At 71.3% G+C, this 17345-nt stretch carries 18 protein-coding genes and 1 pseudogene; 10 read left to right on the top strand and 9 right to left on the bottom strand.

Annotated features, from left to right (window positions below; genetic code table 11):
• The first annotated feature begins 53 nt into the window (after positions 1–53).
• Together ABZ452_RS28175 and ABZ452_RS28170 are read left to right on the top strand one after the other, a co-directional pair.
• Positions 54–1934 (top strand): L-lactate permease, encoded by a 1881-nt coding sequence (locus tag ABZ452_RS28175; RefSeq protein ID WP_357949114.1) that lies wholly within the window; start codon positions 54–56, stop codon positions 1932–1934.
• Positions 1935–2075: 141 nt separating this feature from the next.
• Positions 2076–2360, top strand: coding sequence for a DUF6767 domain-containing protein (locus ABZ452_RS28170; RefSeq protein ID WP_357949111.1), 285 nt, complete (start codon positions 2076–2078; stop codon positions 2358–2360).
• 80 nt (positions 2361–2440) lie between these two features.
• Here ABZ452_RS28170 and ABZ452_RS28165 read toward each other — a convergent pair whose 3' ends face one another.
• Positions 2441–3550: an ROK family transcriptional regulator gene (locus ABZ452_RS28165; RefSeq protein WP_357949109.1), complete on the bottom strand. Its 1110-nt coding sequence runs from the start codon at positions 3548–3550 to the stop codon at positions 2441–2443.
• Between the two features lie 89 nt (positions 3551–3639).
• Between ABZ452_RS28165 and ABZ452_RS28160 the strand changes: the two genes are divergently transcribed.
• Positions 3640–4914 carry a DUF1479 domain-containing protein gene (locus tag ABZ452_RS28160; RefSeq protein WP_357949106.1) on the top strand — a complete coding sequence of 425 codons (1275 nt, stop codon included), beginning with the start codon at positions 3640–3642 and terminating at the stop codon, positions 4912–4914.
• Here the strand turns inward: ABZ452_RS28160 and ABZ452_RS28155 are convergent.
• The 3 genes from ABZ452_RS28155 to ABZ452_RS28145 form a co-directional block, all read right to left on the bottom strand.
• Positions 4877–5374, bottom strand: coding sequence for a DUF2809 domain-containing protein (locus ABZ452_RS28155; RefSeq protein ID WP_357949103.1), 498 nt, complete (start codon positions 5372–5374; stop codon positions 4877–4879). The two genes, ABZ452_RS28160 and ABZ452_RS28155, sit on opposite strands and share 38 nt — an antisense overlap.
• Positions 5375–5477: 103 nt before the next feature.
• Positions 5478–5975, bottom strand: coding sequence for an N-acetyltransferase (locus ABZ452_RS28150; protein ID WP_357949100.1), 498 nt, complete (start codon positions 5973–5975; stop codon positions 5478–5480).
• A gap of 309 nt (positions 5976–6284) precedes the next feature.
• Positions 6285–6899, bottom strand: coding sequence for a dihydrofolate reductase family protein (locus ABZ452_RS28145; RefSeq protein WP_357949098.1), 615 nt, complete (start codon positions 6897–6899; stop codon positions 6285–6287).
• A 168-nt stretch (positions 6900–7067) separates the two neighbouring features.
• Here ABZ452_RS28145 and ABZ452_RS28140 point away from each other — a divergent pair, with 168 nt between their 5' ends.
• The gene (locus ABZ452_RS28140; RefSeq protein WP_357949095.1) at positions 7068–7775 is read left to right on the top strand and encodes a hypothetical protein; all 708 of its coding nucleotides are present in this window, start codon (positions 7068–7070) and stop codon (positions 7773–7775) included.
• Here ABZ452_RS28140 and ABZ452_RS28135 read toward each other — a convergent pair.
• Positions 7759–8451 carry a hypothetical protein gene (locus ABZ452_RS28135; protein WP_357949092.1) on the bottom strand — a complete coding sequence of 231 codons (693 nt, stop codon included), beginning with the start codon at positions 8449–8451 and terminating at the stop codon, positions 7759–7761. The two genes, ABZ452_RS28140 and ABZ452_RS28135, sit on opposite strands and share 17 nt — an antisense overlap.
• Before the next feature lie 171 nt (positions 8452–8622).
• Here ABZ452_RS28135 and ABZ452_RS28130 point away from each other — a divergent pair.
• Positions 8623–8949 (top strand): annotated as a pseudogene (locus ABZ452_RS28130) (ADP-ribosylation/crystallin J1); the annotation flags it as partial.
• A 557-nt stretch (positions 8950–9506) separates the two neighbouring features.
• Here the strand turns inward: ABZ452_RS28130 and ABZ452_RS28125 are convergent.
• The 3 genes from ABZ452_RS28125 to ABZ452_RS28115 all read right to left on the bottom strand — a co-directional run bounded on the left by ABZ452_RS28125 (position 9507) and on the right by ABZ452_RS28115 (position 11484).
• On the bottom strand, positions 9507–10169 hold the full coding sequence (locus ABZ452_RS28125) for a Type 1 glutamine amidotransferase-like domain-containing protein (RefSeq protein WP_357949089.1): 663 nt from the start codon (positions 10167–10169) through the stop codon (positions 9507–9509).
• Positions 10170–10423: 254 nt separating this feature from the next.
• Complete coding sequence (locus tag ABZ452_RS28120; protein ID WP_357949086.1) at positions 10424–10894, bottom strand: VTT domain-containing protein; 471 nt, start codon at positions 10892–10894, stop codon at positions 10424–10426.
• Positions 10891–11484, bottom strand: coding sequence for a CDP-alcohol phosphatidyltransferase family protein (locus ABZ452_RS28115; protein ID WP_357949083.1), 594 nt, complete (start codon positions 11482–11484; stop codon positions 10891–10893). Before ABZ452_RS28115 ends, ABZ452_RS28120 begins: the two co-directional genes overlap by 4 nt.
• A gap of 17 nt (positions 11485–11501) precedes the next feature.
• Here ABZ452_RS28115 and ABZ452_RS28110 point away from each other — a divergent pair, with 17 nt between their 5' ends.
• From ABZ452_RS28110 to ABZ452_RS28095, 4 genes are all read left to right on the top strand, one after another.
• On the top strand, positions 11502–12731 hold the full coding sequence (locus ABZ452_RS28110) for a sensor histidine kinase (protein WP_357949080.1): 1230 nt from the start codon (positions 11502–11504) through the stop codon (positions 12729–12731).
• On the top strand, positions 12728–13375 hold the full coding sequence (locus tag ABZ452_RS28105; RefSeq protein WP_357949077.1) for a response regulator transcription factor: 648 nt from the start codon (positions 12728–12730) through the stop codon (positions 13373–13375). The genes ABZ452_RS28110 and ABZ452_RS28105 overlap by 4 nt, the downstream gene beginning before the upstream one ends.
• A 73-nt stretch (positions 13376–13448) precedes the next feature.
• Complete coding sequence (locus ABZ452_RS28100) at positions 13449–14303, top strand: DUF4253 domain-containing protein (protein WP_357949074.1); 855 nt, start codon at positions 13449–13451, stop codon at positions 14301–14303.
• A 275-nt stretch (positions 14304–14578) separates the two neighbouring features.
• Positions 14579–15481, top strand: a complete 903-nt coding sequence (locus ABZ452_RS28095) for a hypothetical protein (RefSeq protein ID WP_357949071.1) — start codon at positions 14579–14581, stop codon at positions 15479–15481.
• A 142-nt stretch (positions 15482–15623) separates the two neighbouring features.
• On the opposite strand, the gene ABZ452_RS28090 is transcribed toward ABZ452_RS28095, so the two are convergent.
• A complete protein-coding gene (locus ABZ452_RS28090; protein ID WP_357949069.1) occupies positions 15624–16370 on the bottom strand; it encodes a YoaK family protein in 747 nt (248 codons plus the stop codon).
• Positions 16371–16562: 192 nt separating this feature from the next.
• On the opposite strand from ABZ452_RS28090, the gene ABZ452_RS28085 reads away from it, so the two are divergent.
• The gene (locus tag ABZ452_RS28085; RefSeq protein ID WP_357949066.1) at positions 16563–17276 is read left to right on the top strand and encodes an iron-containing redox enzyme family protein; all 714 of its coding nucleotides are present in this window, start codon (positions 16563–16565) and stop codon (positions 17274–17276) included.
• Positions 17277–17345: the final 69 nt, after the last annotated feature.

Here is a 17345-nt window from a genome sequence, read left to right as displayed (position 1 = left end):
GCGGGATCCACCGTCACCGCTGACCCCCGTCCCCCCAAGCGTCGAGGTGACCCATGTTCGACCAGTTCAAGGTCGTCACCGATCCGGTCGGTGACTCCGTCGCGCTCTCGGCCATCTTCGCGGTCCTACCCCTGCTCACCCTCTTCGTCCTGCTCGGCGTCATGAAGGTCAAGGCCTGGTTGGCCGGCGTGATCTCCCTCGTGGTCGCCCTGATCGTGGCCATCGCCGTCTACGCCATGCCGATCGGGCAGGCCGTGCTCTCGGCCACCGAGGGCGCCACCTTCGGCTTCTTCCCGATCCTCTGGATCGTCATCAACGCGATCTGGGTCTACAACCTCACCGTCGAGAGCGGGCACTTCGACGTGCTGCGCCGCTCCTTCGAACGGGTCAGCCCGGACATGCGTATCCAGGCGATCATCATCGCGTTCTGCTTCGGTGCGCTGCTGGAGGCCCTCGCGGGCTTCGGCACGCCGGTGGCGATCACCGTGGTGATGCTGATGGCGCTCGGGTTCCGCCCGATCCACGCCGCCTCGGTGTCGCTGCTGGCCAACACCGCGCCGGTGGCCTTCGGCGCGCTCGCCACCCCGATCGTCACGCTGGCCAGCGTCAGCAGTGGCGCCAACCCCGACCCCCGGCTCACCGTCGACACCCTCGGCGCGATGGTCGGCCGGCAGACCCCGATCCTCGCGGTGGTCGTCCCGCTGATGCTGGTGGCCCTGGTCGACGGGCGGCGCGGCATCCGCCAGACCTGGCCGGCCGCGCTGGTCGCCGGGGTGAGCTTCGGCCTGGCGCAGTTCGTCGCGGCGAACCACATCTCGGTGCCGCTGACCGACATCGTCGCCGCGCTGGTCTCGGCCGCCGCCGTGGTGCTGCTGGTCCGCGTCTGGCGCCCGGTCACCCCCGCCGACCTCGGCCGCGAGCCCGAGGCAGCCGCCGTGCCGGCCGCCCGCGGGGCAGTCGACGCGGAGCTGGCCGGCCCCGGCAGTGTCCGCGCCGCGGCGGGCACCCGCTCCGGTACGACCAGCACCGCCGCCCCCGGGCTGGGCGGCTCCGGTGGGGAGACCCCACCTGGTGATCCGCGCATCGACGAGACCGCTCCCGTCGGCCGGCACCGCGACGACGACCTGGAGCCGCGGCCCACCGACCAGGTGCGCGCCGCCACCACGGGCGGTCGGCGGATCGCGGACACCCCGGCCGAGGTCGCCCGGGCGTACGCGCCCTACCTCATCATCATCGCGATCTTCTCCGTCGCCAACCTCGGCGCGGTGAAGACGGCCCTGGCGAAGGAGCCGTGGACGGTGAAGTTCGACTGGCCGGGGCTGGACCTCCTGGGCGGCAACGGCAAGCCGCTGTCCTCGATGACGTTCACCCTCAACTGGCTGCCCGCCGCGGGCACCCTGATGATCCTCGCCGGCATCCTGACCGCGCTGGTGCTGCGGGTCTCCGCGGGCCGGGCGCTGCGCGCGTACGGCCGCACCTACGTCGAGCTGCGCTACGCGATCGTCACGGTGATGGCGGTGCTCGCCCTGGCGTACGTGATGAACCAGTCCGGCCAGACCAACACCCTCGGCGCGTTCCTCGCCGCGGCCGGCGGGGCGTTCGTCTTCCTGTCGGCGATCCTCGGCTGGATCGGCGTCGCGGTGACCGGCTCGGACACCTCCGCCAACGCGCTGTTCGGCGCGCTGCAGGTGCAGACGGCGGCCCGGGCCGGGCTGGACCCGCTGCTGCTGGCCGCGGCCAACTCGTCCGGCGGAGTGCTGGGCAAGATGATCAGCCCGCAGAACCTGGCGATCGCCGCCGCCGCGGTCGGCATGGCCGGCCGGGAGGGGGAGATCTTCCGGAAGGTGTTCGGCTGGAGCCTCGTGCTGCTGCTGTTCATGTGCGTGCTGGTCGCGCTCCAGGGCTCCCCGGTCCTGAGCTGGATGGTGCCCTGACCGCAGGTCCGACCGCCCGGGCGCCACGGATCACGTGGCGCCCGGGCCCGTCTCCTCGCGGCTCCGGCTCGTCTCGTCGCGGCTCCGGCTCGGCTTGCTTCTGCACCCGAGGCGGGCCGATGCCGGCGGATTTCGGGACCAGTGGCCCTGCACGGACCGCCCGGCGGTGCGGACCGTGGAGATGTGAGCACCGCTACCAGAACGGCCCGACCGGCCCCGACCTGCCCGATCCGGCCGGGGGAGCCCTGCATGCTCTGCCAGCTCGACGTCACCGGGCCGCAGGACTGCCCCCTGGTCTACCTCGTGATGGGGGACGACGAGCTGCGCGAGGGCGTCCACCAGACCCGGCTGGCCGTCGTCCGGCCGCACCGACGCCGGTCGGCGGCGGCTCAGCCTCCCCGTGGAGTGGCTGTCCGCGAAGTCTGATGGCGCCCATGAGGCGCAGGCCGGCCGGGCCCACACGCCTCCCATCGCGTCGTTAGCCCCGATGAGGCCGACCAGCGGTATCAGCTGCTGGCGGTGACCGATGACCGCAAGCGTCGCAATGCCTCGGCGCGCACTCCGGCCAGGACCGGCTCGCTGGTCAGTTCGGCGGGCCGGACGGACACCTGTCGCGGCATCCGTGCGGTCGCCGCGCGGATGCTGTCGATCAGTGCCGGGCCCCAGGAGCCGCCGACGACGACCTCCTGCGGGTCGGCGAGCGCGACCACGGCGGCGACGACCCCGCTGACGGCGGTGCCGATCGTCTCGCGGGTGGCCGCCGAGCTGTCGAGGAGCCGCGCGGTGTCGACCGCCGTGGATCCGCTGAGGCGCAGACCCAGCTCTTCGAACAGCTCGATGAAGCGGACCGCCCGGCCGCCCGGCCCGGCAGTCACCAGATGGGCGATCTCACCGGTCAGGCCGCTGCGTCCGCGCCGGACCTGGCCGTCGTTGACGATCGCACATCCCAGGCCTTCGCCCAGATAGAGGTACGCGAAGTCGTGCAGTTGCTCCGCGCCGACGCTGTCGCGCTCCGCCAGGGCCGCCCAGTTCACGTCGTTGTCGACCACGACCGCTCCACCGGCGTACGGGGAGAGAACAGCGACCGGGTCCAGCTCGCCGACCAGGAAGGGCGCGTCGGGCAGGTGCACCAGCCGGCCGGTGGCACGGTCCACCGGGTCGGCCGCTCCGACGACGGCCAGGCGGGCCGGCTGACCGGCGGGGGCGCCCGCCTCCGCCGCGGCGGCCCGCAACGCCGACGAGACCTGGCTCGGCTGGGCAGGCCGGTCGATCGGGCGGACCGCCCGGGCCAGGGTGTCGCCGTAGACGTCCAGGCACTCCGCCACCACGCCTTCCGGGGCGATGGTGACCGCCAGGGCCACCCCCACCGTCGGCGCCAGCGCGTAGTACGAGCCCACCCGGCCGCGGCCCCGCCCGCCCGGCGTGCGTTCGCCGGTGTCGGCGACCAGCCCGCGTTCGGTCAGCCGGCGCACGCTCTCGCCGGCGGTCGGCTTGGAGATGCCGACCTCGACGGCGAGTTCGGCCCGCGTGAGGCGGCGGTGTCGCATCAGGGCCCGCAGGACGTGCTCGTCGGTCAGCGACCGGACCAGTTCCAGCGACGGCTTGGCGGATTCCACGCACCGATTCTAGTCAGGGCTCTTGCCTTGAATTCGGGGGAGCGCGTAGGGTCCTTCAAGTAAGGAGAGCTGACTTGGAAGGAACCGCCGTGACGACGACTGCCGCGCTGCCGCACTGGGAGGAGACACCGACCGACCTTACGGTCGCGACCCGCGAGATCAAGAAGGCGCTGCGGGAGCGGATCGCCTCCTCCGGCCGTACCGTCGAGGAGGTCTTCGCGGTCGTCGAGCAGCGCGTCCAGGCCGCGGTCGACGACATTTCGGCGACCCGCCGCCGGGGCGAGACGATCTGGCCGGTCATCGAGTATGCCGACATCGCCGCCGGCGCCGTCCCGGTCGAGCAGGTCGCCCTGCTGCGGCGCCGCGGCTGCCTGGTCGTGCGTGGCCACTTCGCACGTGACACGGCCCTGGCCTGGGACCGGGACATCGTCGACTACGTCGAGAGCAACCGCTTCTTCGAGAACTACCGCGGTCCGGGCGACGACTTCTTCGGCAGCGTGGGCTCCAAGCCCGAGATCTACCCGATCTACTGGTCGCCCGCCCAGATGCAGGCCCGGCAGAGCGAGCGCATGGCCACGGTCCAGGCGTTCCTCAACGGCCAGTGGAAGCACGAGTCCGACGGCGTGCGGTGGTTCGACCCCGACCGCGACTCGCTCTACCCCGACCGCATCCGCCGCCGCCCCGAGGGCGCCGACTCGGCCGGCCTCGGCACCCACCTCGACCCCGGCACCCTCGACCTCTGGATGACCCAGGCCTACCAGAAGGCGTTCCGGCACCTGTTCGACGGCAGTGTCGAGCAGTACGACCCGTGGGACGCGGCCCACCGCACCAGCGGCCCGCAGTACCCCGGCTCGACCATGTGCTCGGCCTTCCGCACCTTCCAGGGGTGGACCGCGCTGTCCGACATGGACCACGACCAGGGCGTCCTGCACACCGTGCCGATCCCCGAGGCGATGGCCTACCTGATGCTGCGCCCGCTGCTGAACGACGTGCCCGACGACGACATGTGCGGCGTCACTGTCAACCAGGTCTTCCCGGCCGGCCACAAGTGGCATGCCCCGCTCATGGAGGCTCTCGCCGGCATCCCCGACGTCAGGGCCGGCGACTCCGTCTGGTGGCACTGCGACATGATCCACAGCGTGGCCCCCGTAGCGGACCAGAAGGGCTGGGGCAACGTCATGTACATCCCCGCCGCGCCCTGGTGCCCGCGTAACGAGCGGTACGCGGCTCAGGTGCGAGAGGCGTTCCGGACCGGATCGAGCCCGAGCGACTTCCCGGCCGAGCACTACGAGCGGGACTGGCCCAACCGCTTCCGTGTCGAGGACCTCAACGAGATCGGACGCCGCGGTCTCGGCCTCGATTGACAGCTACGGGCACATGCGCCGGCGTGGGGACGGCGTCGCGCGGCGGTTGCGGCGTCGGGCGGGCCCGAGCGCGCACCAGGTGGTGCAGCACCACCAGGGGCGCCACGCCGGCCGGGTACCAGGCCAGGTCGACGAGGTCGAACTGCACGCCCAACGCCAGCCTCGCCGCCAGGCTCCGCGCCGACAGTTCGGCCGGCAGTCCGGTCAGCTGCGCGCACTCCACCAACCAGCAGAACAGGGTGGCGACCGTCCCGGCCGGCACCGGCGCCATCCGGGGCCGCAGGAACAGCACGGCGGCCCAGACCATCGACGCGTACAGCGCGGTGCCGGAGTACTGCCGCAGCGCCCCGTCGTCGACGACGCGGATCAGCAGTGCGAGGCCCAGGAACAGCAGCGCGGCCACCGGCGTGAGCAGCCGCACCGTACGGGCCGTGATCGGCGTTCGCGCGAGGGTAGGCACCGGCTCAAGGTACGGGTCCGGACCGATGCCGGTGCGGCGGCTCCCCGCCGGCGTCAGCCTGGTCAGCGAGCGCCGGTGGCCGGACCGACACGATCCGGCCGGGTCACGAGGCGCGCGGCAGCGCGAGCCAGTCCTGCCAGGTGATGTCGCGGCCCAGATAACGGGGCTGCTGGAAGGGCCAGTCGGCGGCGATCCACCGCGGCACCAGCGCGTCGAACGCGCGCTCCACCTCGCCCCCGACAAGGTCGTCCACCACCCACCAGGCGATTTCGCCGTCCGAGCCGGTGCGCTCGGGCGGGTCGATGTAGACGCAGCCGAAGATCGCCGTCTCCTCCTCGTCCAGCAGCGCGTAGTTGAACGACTGGTGCGCGGCTATCTCCCTCTCGTGCCGCAGCAGGTCGATGCGGTTCGCCTCATAGGTCATCGTCTCCGAGGGCCAGGCCCAGGCCGGGCCGAAGATCTCCCACAAGCGCTCCCGGGAGCCCATCACCGCGGGGTAGTCGCGCGCCGCGTCCGCCTCCCGGATCGGCCGCAGGTGAAGCGCGGTGTCGGGCACGGGCACGTGGACGGGGTGGACGAAGTCGCCAGGCAGCCAACTCATAGGGGCCGAGGCTACAGACGGTGAGCGCGGGGGGTGAGCAGCAGGCCGTGGGCAGCACGGCGGACGACCAACGATCCGGACATACCGACGATCGTGATCATGCATGTACTGGCGCCGTACCGCCAGGTGCCGGACGACGCGCGCCGGCTTGACGGCGAGCTGCGGTTCGATGCCGGCGCCCACTACCGGGTCGAGGGCCCCAGCTACCGGCTCCGGTGGCGTCGACGGCAACAAGCCCGTGCACGACGCAGCCACGACCGGCGGCCGGCAACCACTCAGCCCTGAAGATCAAGGTCTACGGCTGGAGCACTAGTTGCCTCCGGGCACCTGATCCTTGACGTCGTCGTAGCCGACCTTGGCGGGTTCCGCGACCGGCGCGTAGATCACGCGGATCACGCCCGTGGGAAAGACCTCCGTCGCCGTCGCCCGGAAGTGGTACGGGGTGTCGCCGTCGTCGAACAGCTTGCGGCCCTTGCGCGCCGCCACCGGATGGACCAGCAGGCGTAGTTCGTCGACGAGCCCGGCGGCGAGCAGTTGCTGCACCACGGAGATCGACCCCGGAATGAGGATGCCCCTGCTGCCGGCATCGGCCTTGAGCGCGGTGACCGCGTCGAGAAGGTCGCCCTTGATCAGCTCCGAGTTGCGCCAGGAGAACTCCAGCGGCTGGCGCGTCACGACCACCTTGCGCATGTCCCCGAGCTGCTTGGCGAACGGCGCGTCGTCCCCACCCGCGGCCTCGCGGTCCGGCCAGGCGCCGGCGAAGCTGTCGTAGGTCTCGCGGCCGATCAGCAGCACGTCGGCGGTGTCGTAGTCCTCGGCGACGGCGCGGCCCATGTTGTCGTCGAAGTACGGGAAGTGCCAGTCCGGGTCGATCTCGGCCACACCGTCGGCCGAGATGAACAGCGTGGAGATGACCTTTGCCATCGGGCGGTCCCTTCGAGTCAGGTGGTGTCGACAGGTGGACCGCCGCAGCATCTCAAACTCATCGCCCGGCCAGAGACCAACTCGCCGACCAGGGGACCGGCGACCCCACGGTGTCGGAGCCACCCCGTGCGGTACGCCTGGAACCCGCCGCCGCGAGATCATCAGTCCGTGCTCTTCGCGTCCGTCGTCGCCCTGGTGGCGTTCCTCGTGTGGCTGACCGTCGCCCGGCTGGGCTGGCTCACCGGCGCGGTGCTGGTGGCGCTGACCCTGGTCGCGGCTGCCTCGGTCACCCTCGCCGCGGTCCAGCCTCGGGCGGCGGTGGAGGCGCGCCTGCTGCTGCTCGTCGGGGTTGCCGTGACACTGCTCGTCGCGGTGAAGGCGCAGCGCCGCAGGCTCGGCGACCGGGTCGACGACGATCGGGCGGGCCGGCGCTGGCCGTACCGGATCGCGGTCGGCCTTGCCTTGTTCGTCGCCTTGGGCTGCATCCCCGTCGCGGCCTGGGACTTCAACGACGACGGGTTCGTACCGTCGGTGCAGGAACTCGGCCCGCTGCCCGGCGGACTCGCCGTTCGGGGCGCGGGCGGCGACGCGGAGTGCGGCACCGGTCGTTGCGCCGTCTCCTACCCACTCGTCGGCCGTGCGGGCGAGTCGGCCGACCAGGTGGCCCGACGGATGTGGGACCACCTGGTGGGCGAGGGCTGGCCGGCGCCCGACGGTGGGCGGAGCTGCCGCCCGGCCGGCTGGCTTCTCGACACCCGCGAGACCTGCGTGGCGATCAGCACCGACGACGGTGAGGCGCGGCTCACGCTGGAGGGCGGTCGCCCGTACCCGCGATATGGGCGCGCCGGCCGCCAGGAGGTCAGCCGACCGCAGTGAGCCACCGTCGCCAGCTCGTGCGGGTGATCCGTTGCTCGCGGTCCGTGGCCACGTGGAGAACGAACTGCGCTCGGAGCCGGGCCAGGGGGTCATCGGCGGCAGCCAGCACCTCCACCTCGCTGAGGAACAGCGGGTCGTCGAGGTGCCGGACCAGGCAGGCGTACGTCCAGTCCTTGCACCGGTAGGGCCTTCTCAGCGCTGCAAGGATCAGTTCAGCGATCGGAGGCTGGATGTCCTCCGGCAGACCGCCGCGATCGAGCCGGCGAAGGAGCATCTCCTTGGTTCCCCAGCGCGACCACATCCACGACTGCGGCGCGCTCCACTCGTCGGGATGTTCCGCCTCCCACCGCAGGTACAGCACCGCGAACGGTGCCCACATGGCGCGGGCCACACCGTCACCGTCCGCGGCGTCCCGGAAAGCGTGGAGAGGCCCGTAGATCGTCTGCGCCTCATGCCACCGGAAGTCGGCGTGCGCCTGGTCCATCGCCGCCCCGAGGCGAGACTGGCTGGATCTCGACCGGTAGTGCGCGGACCACAGGGCGTTCGACCGGTGCAACGCGTCGCTCGCTGCCGCGAGCAGTGCCTGATGGCGGTCCAGCGCACGGTGGCGCGTGACCGGATCGGTCGCCACCAGGTCGAACACCCAGGAGTAGTCGCCGCGCGGCTCCGCAAACACCACAGCAGCCTGCCACCGCGGCCTTAGCGGGCCACGGGCGGGCCAGCCGGCGCTTGACCTCAGACCTGCATCGCGGCCGGGCCACGGAAACGCTCGGGGCCGATACCACCAGAATGTTGGACGCGTGGCTCGCCACGACCACCCACAGCCACTATTGGCGAGGAGCAGATCATCGACAACTCCGACACGGTCACCCTGTGGCGGCCGACCGGGCAGGCCGAACTTGACCTCGTGGCGGCGTCGGGGTGGCGGGCCTGGCCACCGCGCCTGCCGGACCAGCCGATCTTCTACCCCGTCCTCAACCGCTGGTACGCCACGAAGATCGCCCGCGAGTGGAACGTCCCCGCCGAGGGGGTCGGCTACGTGACCCGGTTCGACGTTCAGCGTTCGTACCTGGACCGCTACGAGGTTCACCAGGCCGGTGGCCGCGACGTGCTGGAGTACTGGATCCCCGCCGAGGAGCTTGCCGACCTCAACGCCCACCTCGTCGGCGCGATCGTCGAGGAGGCCGAGTACCGCGGCCCCGTGAACGACCAGGAGTTCATCGACGCCGACAAGGCACTGGGTCGACCTCTGCCGGTCGAGTGGCGGGCCTACCTCCAAGGTGAGTCGTGGCTGCGGCGCGGCTGGCTGAGCAGCGGAGCCTATGTATGGCTCAATTCGCCACGCGAGATGCTCGAACTGCATGACGCGTGGGACGAAGCCACCGACGCGCACCCCGGCATCGCGATCATCGGCGGCGACGGCTCCCGTGAACAGCTCGTGCTCGACCTGCGTAGCGACCCTGCGCCGGTGCTGCTGGTCGACATCACAAGCAGTGGATGGGACAGCGCCATACGGCAAGCGGACGATGTCGGCCAGCTTGTCGACCGCGTCGAGGCGGGCACCTTCGAGTTCGACTTCGAGGACTAGCGGACCTCGGCCGGGCCTGATCGACTACTCGCCTCGCGGCAGATCCGAGAGCCCGCGCGACCTGCGACATGGGCGGGCACTCTCGGAAATGCGACGAGTCGATGGGGCACGTCCAACGACGCGACGCCACGGATGTCGGGCGGCTATGGCCCGAACTTCTTCCATTGCCCTTCGGAGACCACCTCGACCGAGCCGTCGACGACCTTGATGGCCGTCTGTTCGTCGATGGCGTAGGCCGGTTCACCGATGTCGGCGGCCCACCGCTCTGCGTCGGCCAGGGTGTTCGTGGGGAAGGCGTCCAGGTGCGGGAAGATCGAGAAGTCGACGACTCCCAGGGTGCGGTCGTCCGGCGCGGAGGGCCACTCGACGAAGTACGTTCCGATCCGGGGCGTCATCACCATGCTTCCGGCGCTCACTCCCACCCAGACCGTGTCGGGCAGCGATGGCAGCAGATCCGCCAGCCCGGACTCCCGCATCCAGTGGCACAGGTACGTCGCGTCGCCGCCGTCGACCAGGAGAACGTCGGCCTCCCGGACCCAGGGGACCCATCGCTCCGCGCCGATGGTGGGCAGTGCGGTGAGCTCGAGGACACCGAGCGACGCCCAACCCAGGCCGGACAGGTGCTGAAACGCGGGCTCGGCGGCTACGAAGCCCCGCACCGATTTCGGACCGCACATCGGGTGACCCCATTGTGCTGTCGGGACGCAGAGGGCGTGGCACTCGGCGATCGGCTTGCCGAGGAGCTGCACGAGCGCCGAGTGGATGCTCGGGTTCGTGACGCCGCCTGACGTAAGCAAGAGCTTCACGGTGCCTCCAGATTCGCGTGCGGAGGGTTATGTGCCTGTAGACCCGGGATCGTGCCGGAACTCATCGGAGGTCGAGCAACCTCTTCAGAGGTCCCTCAGGTCGCTGGGTGCACCAATCCTCCACCCGCTCCTACCGCCCGCACGTGCACCCGGCCGACGCACGCAGGATGCGCATGTCGCTCGGCCGGGACGGCCGGCTGGCGGCAGCGGATCGAGCCGGTTGAGGTTTCGGCGTGCTCGACGACAAGCGGGGCTCAGGCCAGCGCCCCTGGCAGGGCGAGGAGGGCGAAACGGATCAACCGCCCGAGAAGGCACGAGCCGGCGAACTCCCACCGTCGAAGGCCTGCGGTGCCGGCGGCGACGCTGACCACGGCCAGCGGTGGAACCCCGAGTGTGGCGGAGACGAGCACTGTCGGTAGGGCGGTGCGGCGGCGGGAGAGCCAGCGCCGGATCGGCTCGGCCCAACGGGCGGCCCTGGCCGCCGCGCGACCTGATCGGTTCCGTTGCGCGAGTTTCTGGGCCAGCCGTCCCGTTCCGTGACGCGCGGCTTCGAACAGGAGCAGTTTGCCGGCGGTCTGCCCGAGCCCCAGAGCGAGTACGGCGATGAGAGCGTGGCCGCCACGGTGTCCGGCGACTACGGCGTAGGCCTCGGTGTTGACGATCGGGACGAGCGCCGAGGCGAGACCGTACCCGAGCGCCACCACCGCCTCGGCGAGGCTGCTCATGGCCGGCCGTCCCGTTCGAGCAGCCGGACCACCGCTGCGGCTGACCACAGCTTGACCGCGACGACGGCGACGGCAACGGCCAGCGCGAGCCGGTACTGCCCGAACGCGATGGCGCCGATAACCCCGGCGGTGTTGGCGGCCTTGGCCAGGGGTGACCAGTTCAACGCCCATACCCGCCGGTCGACCAGGTGGAAGTAGTTGGGGCTGATCACGGGCCAGCACAGGAACGCCAGCGACAGCATGGTGTCCAGCACCAGGAACGAGAGCAGGAACACCAGGGCCACGACCGCGACGTCGGGCACGAGTGAGACCAGACCCACGCAGAGCACGGCGGTGCACGCGCGGTCGCTCACGATGTCGAGGACGGCCCCCGCCCGGGTCTCCTGTCCGAGCCGGCGGGCGGCCCAGCCGTCGAGCACGTCGCCGAGCCAGTAGATGCCGTACGCCACCGCGAGCAGTGCCACGGAGCCGGCGACGAGGGCGGCGACACCGAGGGTGACAGCGGCGACCGTGCGGACGGCGGTGATGTAGTTGGGAACCGTACGGAGAGGGCCGACGGTGATGGCGGCGTGGGAGTCAACAAGAGTCACCTCCGCAGCGTCGTGCGGTGGGCGTTCCGGGCGGAACGTGCCGCGGTGCCGATCTGGGCGCGGGGGCGGCACCGGGGTACCGGCCGATCTGGTACCGGGGTACCTGGCCGGTTTCCGGGCTGGTCGCGGAGACTGTGCAGGTGACGACTGGAATCCGGGAACGGGTGCGCGACCCCGAGCGAGTGCGCCGACTCGCGTACGGTGCGGTGGGCTTGATCGTCGCGGTCGTCGTCACGACCGTCGAGGGGGGCCTGTCCGTGCCGGCCGGCTGGGCGTGGCTGGTGCTGCCCGTCGGCCTCTGGGCCATTGCGCTGCGGCCCCGCTTCCGGGCCCTGGTCTTCGCGGTCTGTGCCGGGTTCGTCGCGATGGTGAGCACCGGAGAGTCGGTGCAGTTGGGCCTCGCGGCCGCCGGCCTGGTGTTCGTCTCGATCTGCGAAGACCCGGCCCGACGCCCGTGGCTCGGGTGGGTGGCTGGCCTGATCGGCGCCGTCGGCGCCCTCGCTACCGCGCTGCTCCACCAGCGGGGGCTGTACGAGCAGCCCTTCGCCTTCGTGGCGGCCGGCTACCTCCTGGCGACCCTGTTGCGATCGTGGTCACGTGGCCACGCCCTCGCCCGGGAGACGGGCGAGCTGCGCGGCCAGGCGGCCTGGCTCGAGCAGCGCACCAACCTGGCCCGCGAGCTGCATGACGTGGTCGGCCACCACGTCACCGCGATGGTGGTTCAGGCCGAGGCGGGCCAACTCGGTGACGACCCGGGGGCGGCGCTGCGGGCGATCGCGGGCAGCGGACGCACCGCACTGAGGGAGCTCGACACGCTCGTCGTGCACCTGCGCGATCCGAACGCGGCGATCGCGGTGAGCGCCCCGCCACGCCTGTCCGACATCGACGAGCTGCTCGCGCAGCCGCTACGCCAGCAGGGTGTGACGGTGCAGGTTCGTCTCGACTCCGAGCCGGGCCTGGACGAGATCGGCGTGTTGACCGCCTACCGCATCGCACAGGAAGCCCTCACCAATATCGCCCGCCACGCGAGAGCCACGGCCGCCTGGGTCGAACTGGTCCGCGTCGGCGACCACGCCCGTCTGCGCGTCAGCGACGACGGCATCGGGCCGCCCCACGCGCCCACGCGCGGCTCGGGCCTGCTCGGCATCGAGGAGCGCGTCCGGGCCCTCGGCGGGAGCTGGGAGCTGAGCCGGCGCTCCGGCGGCGGCACCATGGTGCAGGCCAACCTGCCGGTGGCGAAACCATGATCCGTGTCGCGATCGCCGACGACCAGCAGCTGGTCCGCGACGGCTTCAGTCTCATCCTGCGTTCCCAGGCCGACATCGACGTCGCGGCTGAGGCTGCCGACGGGCAGCAGCTCCTCGAAGCCGTGCGTCACGACTCCCGCATCGACGTCGCCCTCGTCGACATCCGCATGCCGGTACTCGACGGCCTGCAAGCCACCCGCGAGCTGGCCGCGATCCCGCACGCCCCGGCCGTCATCGTCGTCACCACCTTCGACGACGACGCCTACGTCCTGGACGCCATCGCCTCCGGCGCGCGCGGGTTCCTGCTCAAGCGGTGCAGCGCCCGCGACCTCATCGCCGCGGTGCGCACCGTCGCCGCCGGCGAGGCGATCCTCTCCGCCGAGGTCACCGGCGCCGTGCTCGACCGGGTACGCGCGACCGGGCCGGCCACCCACGTGGAACTGGCGGCCTACCAGCTGACCGCTCGGGAGACCGACGTGCTCGCCTTGATCGGCGCCGGGCTCAACAACAACGAGATCGCCGACCGCCTCTACCTCTCCATGAGCACCGTCAAGACCCACGTCACCAACGTGCTGGCCAAGACCGGCAGCCGCGACCGCGTACGAGCCGCCATCCTGGCGATCCGGGCCGGCCTTACACCGTGACAAGAAGCGGCAGCGGTTTCGCTCGGCACATCCAATCGCACGTCGGACGTGTCGGCTGGGAGAGACTGTCACCGTGCTGAACGACCTCGACCAGATTGAAGCGGCGTTCGCCGGTACGCCGCTGGCCGGCCTGCCGATCGGGTACGGCCCGTCGGGCACCGTCCTCGTCGCCGGCGTCGACCCCACAGGCCTGCACGAGGCGTGGCAGGCTGCCGAGGCGCTGGTGCCGGCCATCGGACGGCGGCCCGTCATGGTCACCGACGACTTCGACGGCGCGCTGCGGATCCGGCCCGAGCCCGAGCCGGGCCCGTCGGAGTCGGAGCTGCGCGCGTTCGCCGAGGCGGCCGAGTCTTCCGAGCCCTGGCTGGTCTACCACCATTACAGCGAGGACGAGGAGGTCGACGACGGCGAGGTCGAGTACTACGCGCGTGGCGTGGCCGGCGTCGACCTGACGGCCCTGGTGTCGGATGTGGCGCTGCCGACTGAGCGCCAGGCGCTGGAGAGGACGCTGTACGACCGGCTGCTCGCCGACGCCGACCGGTACGCCCGGGTGCTCGGCAGCGTGCGGTTCGTGACGCAGACCGACTACTGGTACAGGCCGAACAGTGTCCTGCTCATGCTGCTGCCCACCAGCGACGTCCGCAGCTCGGGCTACTGGGTCGACTTCTTCGGTGCGCCCACCCCGCAGTACCAGCGGAGGCTCGCCGAGGTGTTGGCGCAGTGGCGCCACCGGTGGGACGCTCGGCTGGTCGCGTCGTGGGGCACCATGCTGCAGTTCCAGGTGGGTCGTCGCCCGACTCCGGGTGAGGAGGCGTGGACCGCGGCCGGCCAGCTCAAGGCGCTCGCCCCGAACCTCAGCCTGAGCCGGTGGGAGGTCGCGGTCGCCTTGCCCGCCGGTGATGCGTGGTTCGTGCACAACCGGCCCTGACACACTCGACCAGACCACGACCGGTCGCGCTCGATCATCGCCTGTGGACTGTGCCGCTCGCCGGGGTCGTGCCCTGGCTCCGCCCGATGCGTTTCTCAGCCGCCTCACAGGTGGGGCTGTCGATACTGCTCGGTATGGCGAGTGGGTCGCGGGGGGCCGGTCCGGGTAGCCGGTCTGCTGATCCGGGCGTCGGCTCAGCGGTGGGTTGGTGGCCCCGGTGGCCCTCGTGGGTGGGTTGGGCCGCGAGCACGTCCAGCGCGATCTACGGCGGTACGGTGCTGACGGCCGCGACGATGGGGCATCACGCGTTCATCGGCCTCACGAACGCGGCATGGCCGGCCGCGGCTGTGTTGGTCGCGGGAGCGGCTGTCGCAGCTGCCACCCTCGCTGCGCCGCCGCAACGAGACTCGTGGCGAATTCTGTCGGCAGCCCTGTGGACGGTGGCGGGGCTTGCGTTGGCCGGCAGCTGCTGGGTGCTGCTCAGCCTGATCGAGCTGATCCTGACCGGCACGGTGCGTGATCGCGACGGCAACAGCGATTGGCTGGCTTTCAGCGAGCGGTTGAGCCTGGCCGTCGTCGGTGCGTTGTTCCTGGCCACGGCGGTGGCGTGGCAGCGCCGTGGGGCGAACGCCTGTCCTCGCTGCGGCACCACCCACCCGCCGATGACATCGACCCGCCGGTACCCCGAGGCGCACGCCGCGTCGCCGCGCGTGCGCCGGATCGCCTGTGCCGGGGCTGCGGCCTTCGTGCCGTACCTCGTCCTCCACGCTCTCGGCGCGGCGGGGGTCGCGGGGATCGAGCCGGACGGGTTCCGGCCGCCATGGCAGGCGATCGCAGGCGGAGTCCTCGCAGTGGGGCTGGCCGTCTTCCTCCTGTTTGGGCTCGTCCGCCCCTGGGGCATGGTCTTCCCACGCTGGACGCTCTGGCTCGCGGGCCGCCGAGTCCCCCGGTTCCTGCCCCTTACCCCGGTATGGCTCATCGCGCCGACCCTGGCGCTGTACGGCACCGGAAGTCTCGGCTACGCGTTCTTCACCGAGTACGGCGTGGTGAGCCTGGGGGGAGCGGCCTCGATCGCGTTCGGCGGATACGGCTGGGCGCTCGGTATTGCCGCCGTCTCCTACCAGATCCGGACCAGGCCGTCGTGCGCACCACGTCCGAGCACCGCGGATGCGAGATGAGACGGCAGGCTGCCGGGACTTCGCGCGTGGCTCTCCGCCACCGATGCAGGCACGGGCCACGGCTTCATACCGTGATTCGCGCCTCGGTGGAGGCGGGGCCACCCGCGTGCCGTGCCGGCCCGGTCCGGAGAGATCGCCTCGGTCACAGCTCGGACCCCGGCCTGATCGCGGTGACCGCCGCAGCGAGAACGACGCCGAGGCTCCCCAGCTGCACCAGGGGTGCCCACATCGGTGCGCGTACGGTGAGCAGCCCGCCGAGCGCCGCGCCCACGATCAGCCCCAGGAGGGTGAGGACGCTCGGCGCGACGTCTCGCAGCCGCTGCCCGGAGGTGAGCCGCGCGATGACGGTGGTGAGGGTTCCGGTGAGGTAGGTGGTCGACAGTCCGGCCACCCCGAAGCGCTGTACCGTGCTGCTCTGGATGCCGAGGGCGAGCGCGTTGAGCACCAGCAACCACAGTTGCAGCTGTCCCGAGGGGTGGCCGTCGCTCCACCACCAGCCCGCCGCGTAGCCGGTGAGCACCCCGCCCTCGACGACCAGCGCGCGGGTCACCGCCGGGGGCCAGACCGGATCATCGGGTCTCGGGACGCCGGCGACGCGGGTGCCGAGCGAGCAGCCGAGGATGAAGCAGACGATCGCCGCCCCGGTGTGCAGGGCCAGCGCACCGTCGGTCCCGGCCAGGGAGACGCCGAGCAGGACCATGTTGCCGGTCATCACGCTGGTGAAGGCCCCGCCCAGCGCCAGGAACCCGATCGCGTCGGTGGCGCCGCTGTTCACCGCCAGTACGACGGCCAGCCCCTCCCGCCACCGGCGCTGCTGGTGGCTGCTCCGCGACGCCGCCGTCGGCGTCCACCTGAACCGGCGCGGATGTGCGCTGCTGATCGTCGGCATCGCCCCACGATGGCAAACCGGCCGGCGCAACGCCGTGGGCTGTCTGCACAGAAGAGTACGGGGAACGATGTGCATCTTGACCGTGGGGCGCTGGTCGCCGGCTCCCTAGCGTTGATGGCACCCCAGGAACTCCCGTGACGCCACGCCGAGCTGCCGGGACCGCACCGACGCATCACAGAGAGAGGCGACCAGATGACCGAGCTGCTCTCCCGCGACAACTTCCGGGCTGCCCTCGAGGACGCGATCAAGGGCAGGGAGGCCAAGAACGCGTCGTTCAGCCAGGCCTGGGCCGACGGCAAGCTGCAGCGGCACCACTTCGCGCGGTGGGCGGAGAACCACTACCACTACGTGGGCCCGTTCGCCGACTACCTGAGCTACGTCTACGCCAACACCCCCGACACCTGCACGGACGCCAAGGACTTCCTCCTGCAGAACATGTACGAGGAGGAACTTGCCGACATCCGCCACACCGACCTGCTGATCCGCTTCGCCGAGGCGTGCGGGACGACGCGGGAGCGGATCGAGGACCCGAACAACATGAACGCGGTGACCCGCGGCCTCCAGGCGTGGTGCTACGCCACCTCGATGCGGGAGCACTTCGCGGTGGCGACCGCGGCGCTCGTCGTCGGCCTCGAGTCCCAGGTGCCGAGCATCTACAAGAAGCAGATCGTCCCGCTGCGCGAGGCGTACGGCTTCACCGAGGACGAGATCGAGTTCTTCGACCTGCACATCACCTCGGACGAGGTGCACGGCGAGCGCGGCTACCAGATCGTCCTGGACCACGCCAACACGCCCGAGCTGCAGCAGCGATCGCTGCAGTTCGTCCGCTGGGGCGCGGAGATGCGCTTCTCCTACACCAAGGCGCTCTACGACACCTACGTGGCGCAGGACCTGGTCAGCGCCTGATCGAAGCCGCCGGACGGGTGGGTCCCCTGGTTGGCCCACCCTTCCGGCATCTGCGGGCGGAGATCCGTA

Source organism: Micromonospora sp. NPDC005707, from assembly GCF_040631005.1.
Taxonomy (GTDB): domain Bacteria; phylum Actinomycetota; class Actinomycetes; order Mycobacteriales; family Micromonosporaceae; genus Micromonospora.
Note: the sequence above shows the minus strand (reverse complement) of the source record. Positions and strands in the feature narration are given on the sequence as shown.

Coding starts and splice junctions, on each gene's coding strand:
- ABZ452_RS28175 (WP_357949114.1), top strand. CDS start 54: ATGTTCGACCAGTTCAAGGTCGTCACCGATCCGGTCGGTGACTCCGTC.
- ABZ452_RS28150 (WP_357949100.1), bottom strand. CDS start 5,975: ATGAGTTGGCTGCCTGGCGACTTCGTCCACCCCGTCCACGTGCCCGTG.
- ABZ452_RS28145 (WP_357949098.1), bottom strand. CDS start 6,899: ATGGCAAAGGTCATCTCCACGCTGTTCATCTCGGCCGACGGTGTGGCC.
- ABZ452_RS28120 (WP_357949086.1), bottom strand. CDS start 10,894: ATGAGCAGCCTCGCCGAGGCGGTGGTGGCGCTCGGGTACGGTCTCGCC.
- ABZ452_RS28105 (WP_357949077.1), top strand. CDS start 12,728: ATGATCCGTGTCGCGATCGCCGACGACCAGCAGCTGGTCCGCGACGGC.
- ABZ452_RS28090 (WP_357949069.1), bottom strand. CDS start 16,370: ATGCCGACGATCAGCAGCGCACATCCGCGCCGGTTCAGGTGGACGCCG.
- ABZ452_RS28085 (WP_357949066.1), top strand. CDS start 16,563: ATGACCGAGCTGCTCTCCCGCGACAACTTCCGGGCTGCCCTCGAGGAC.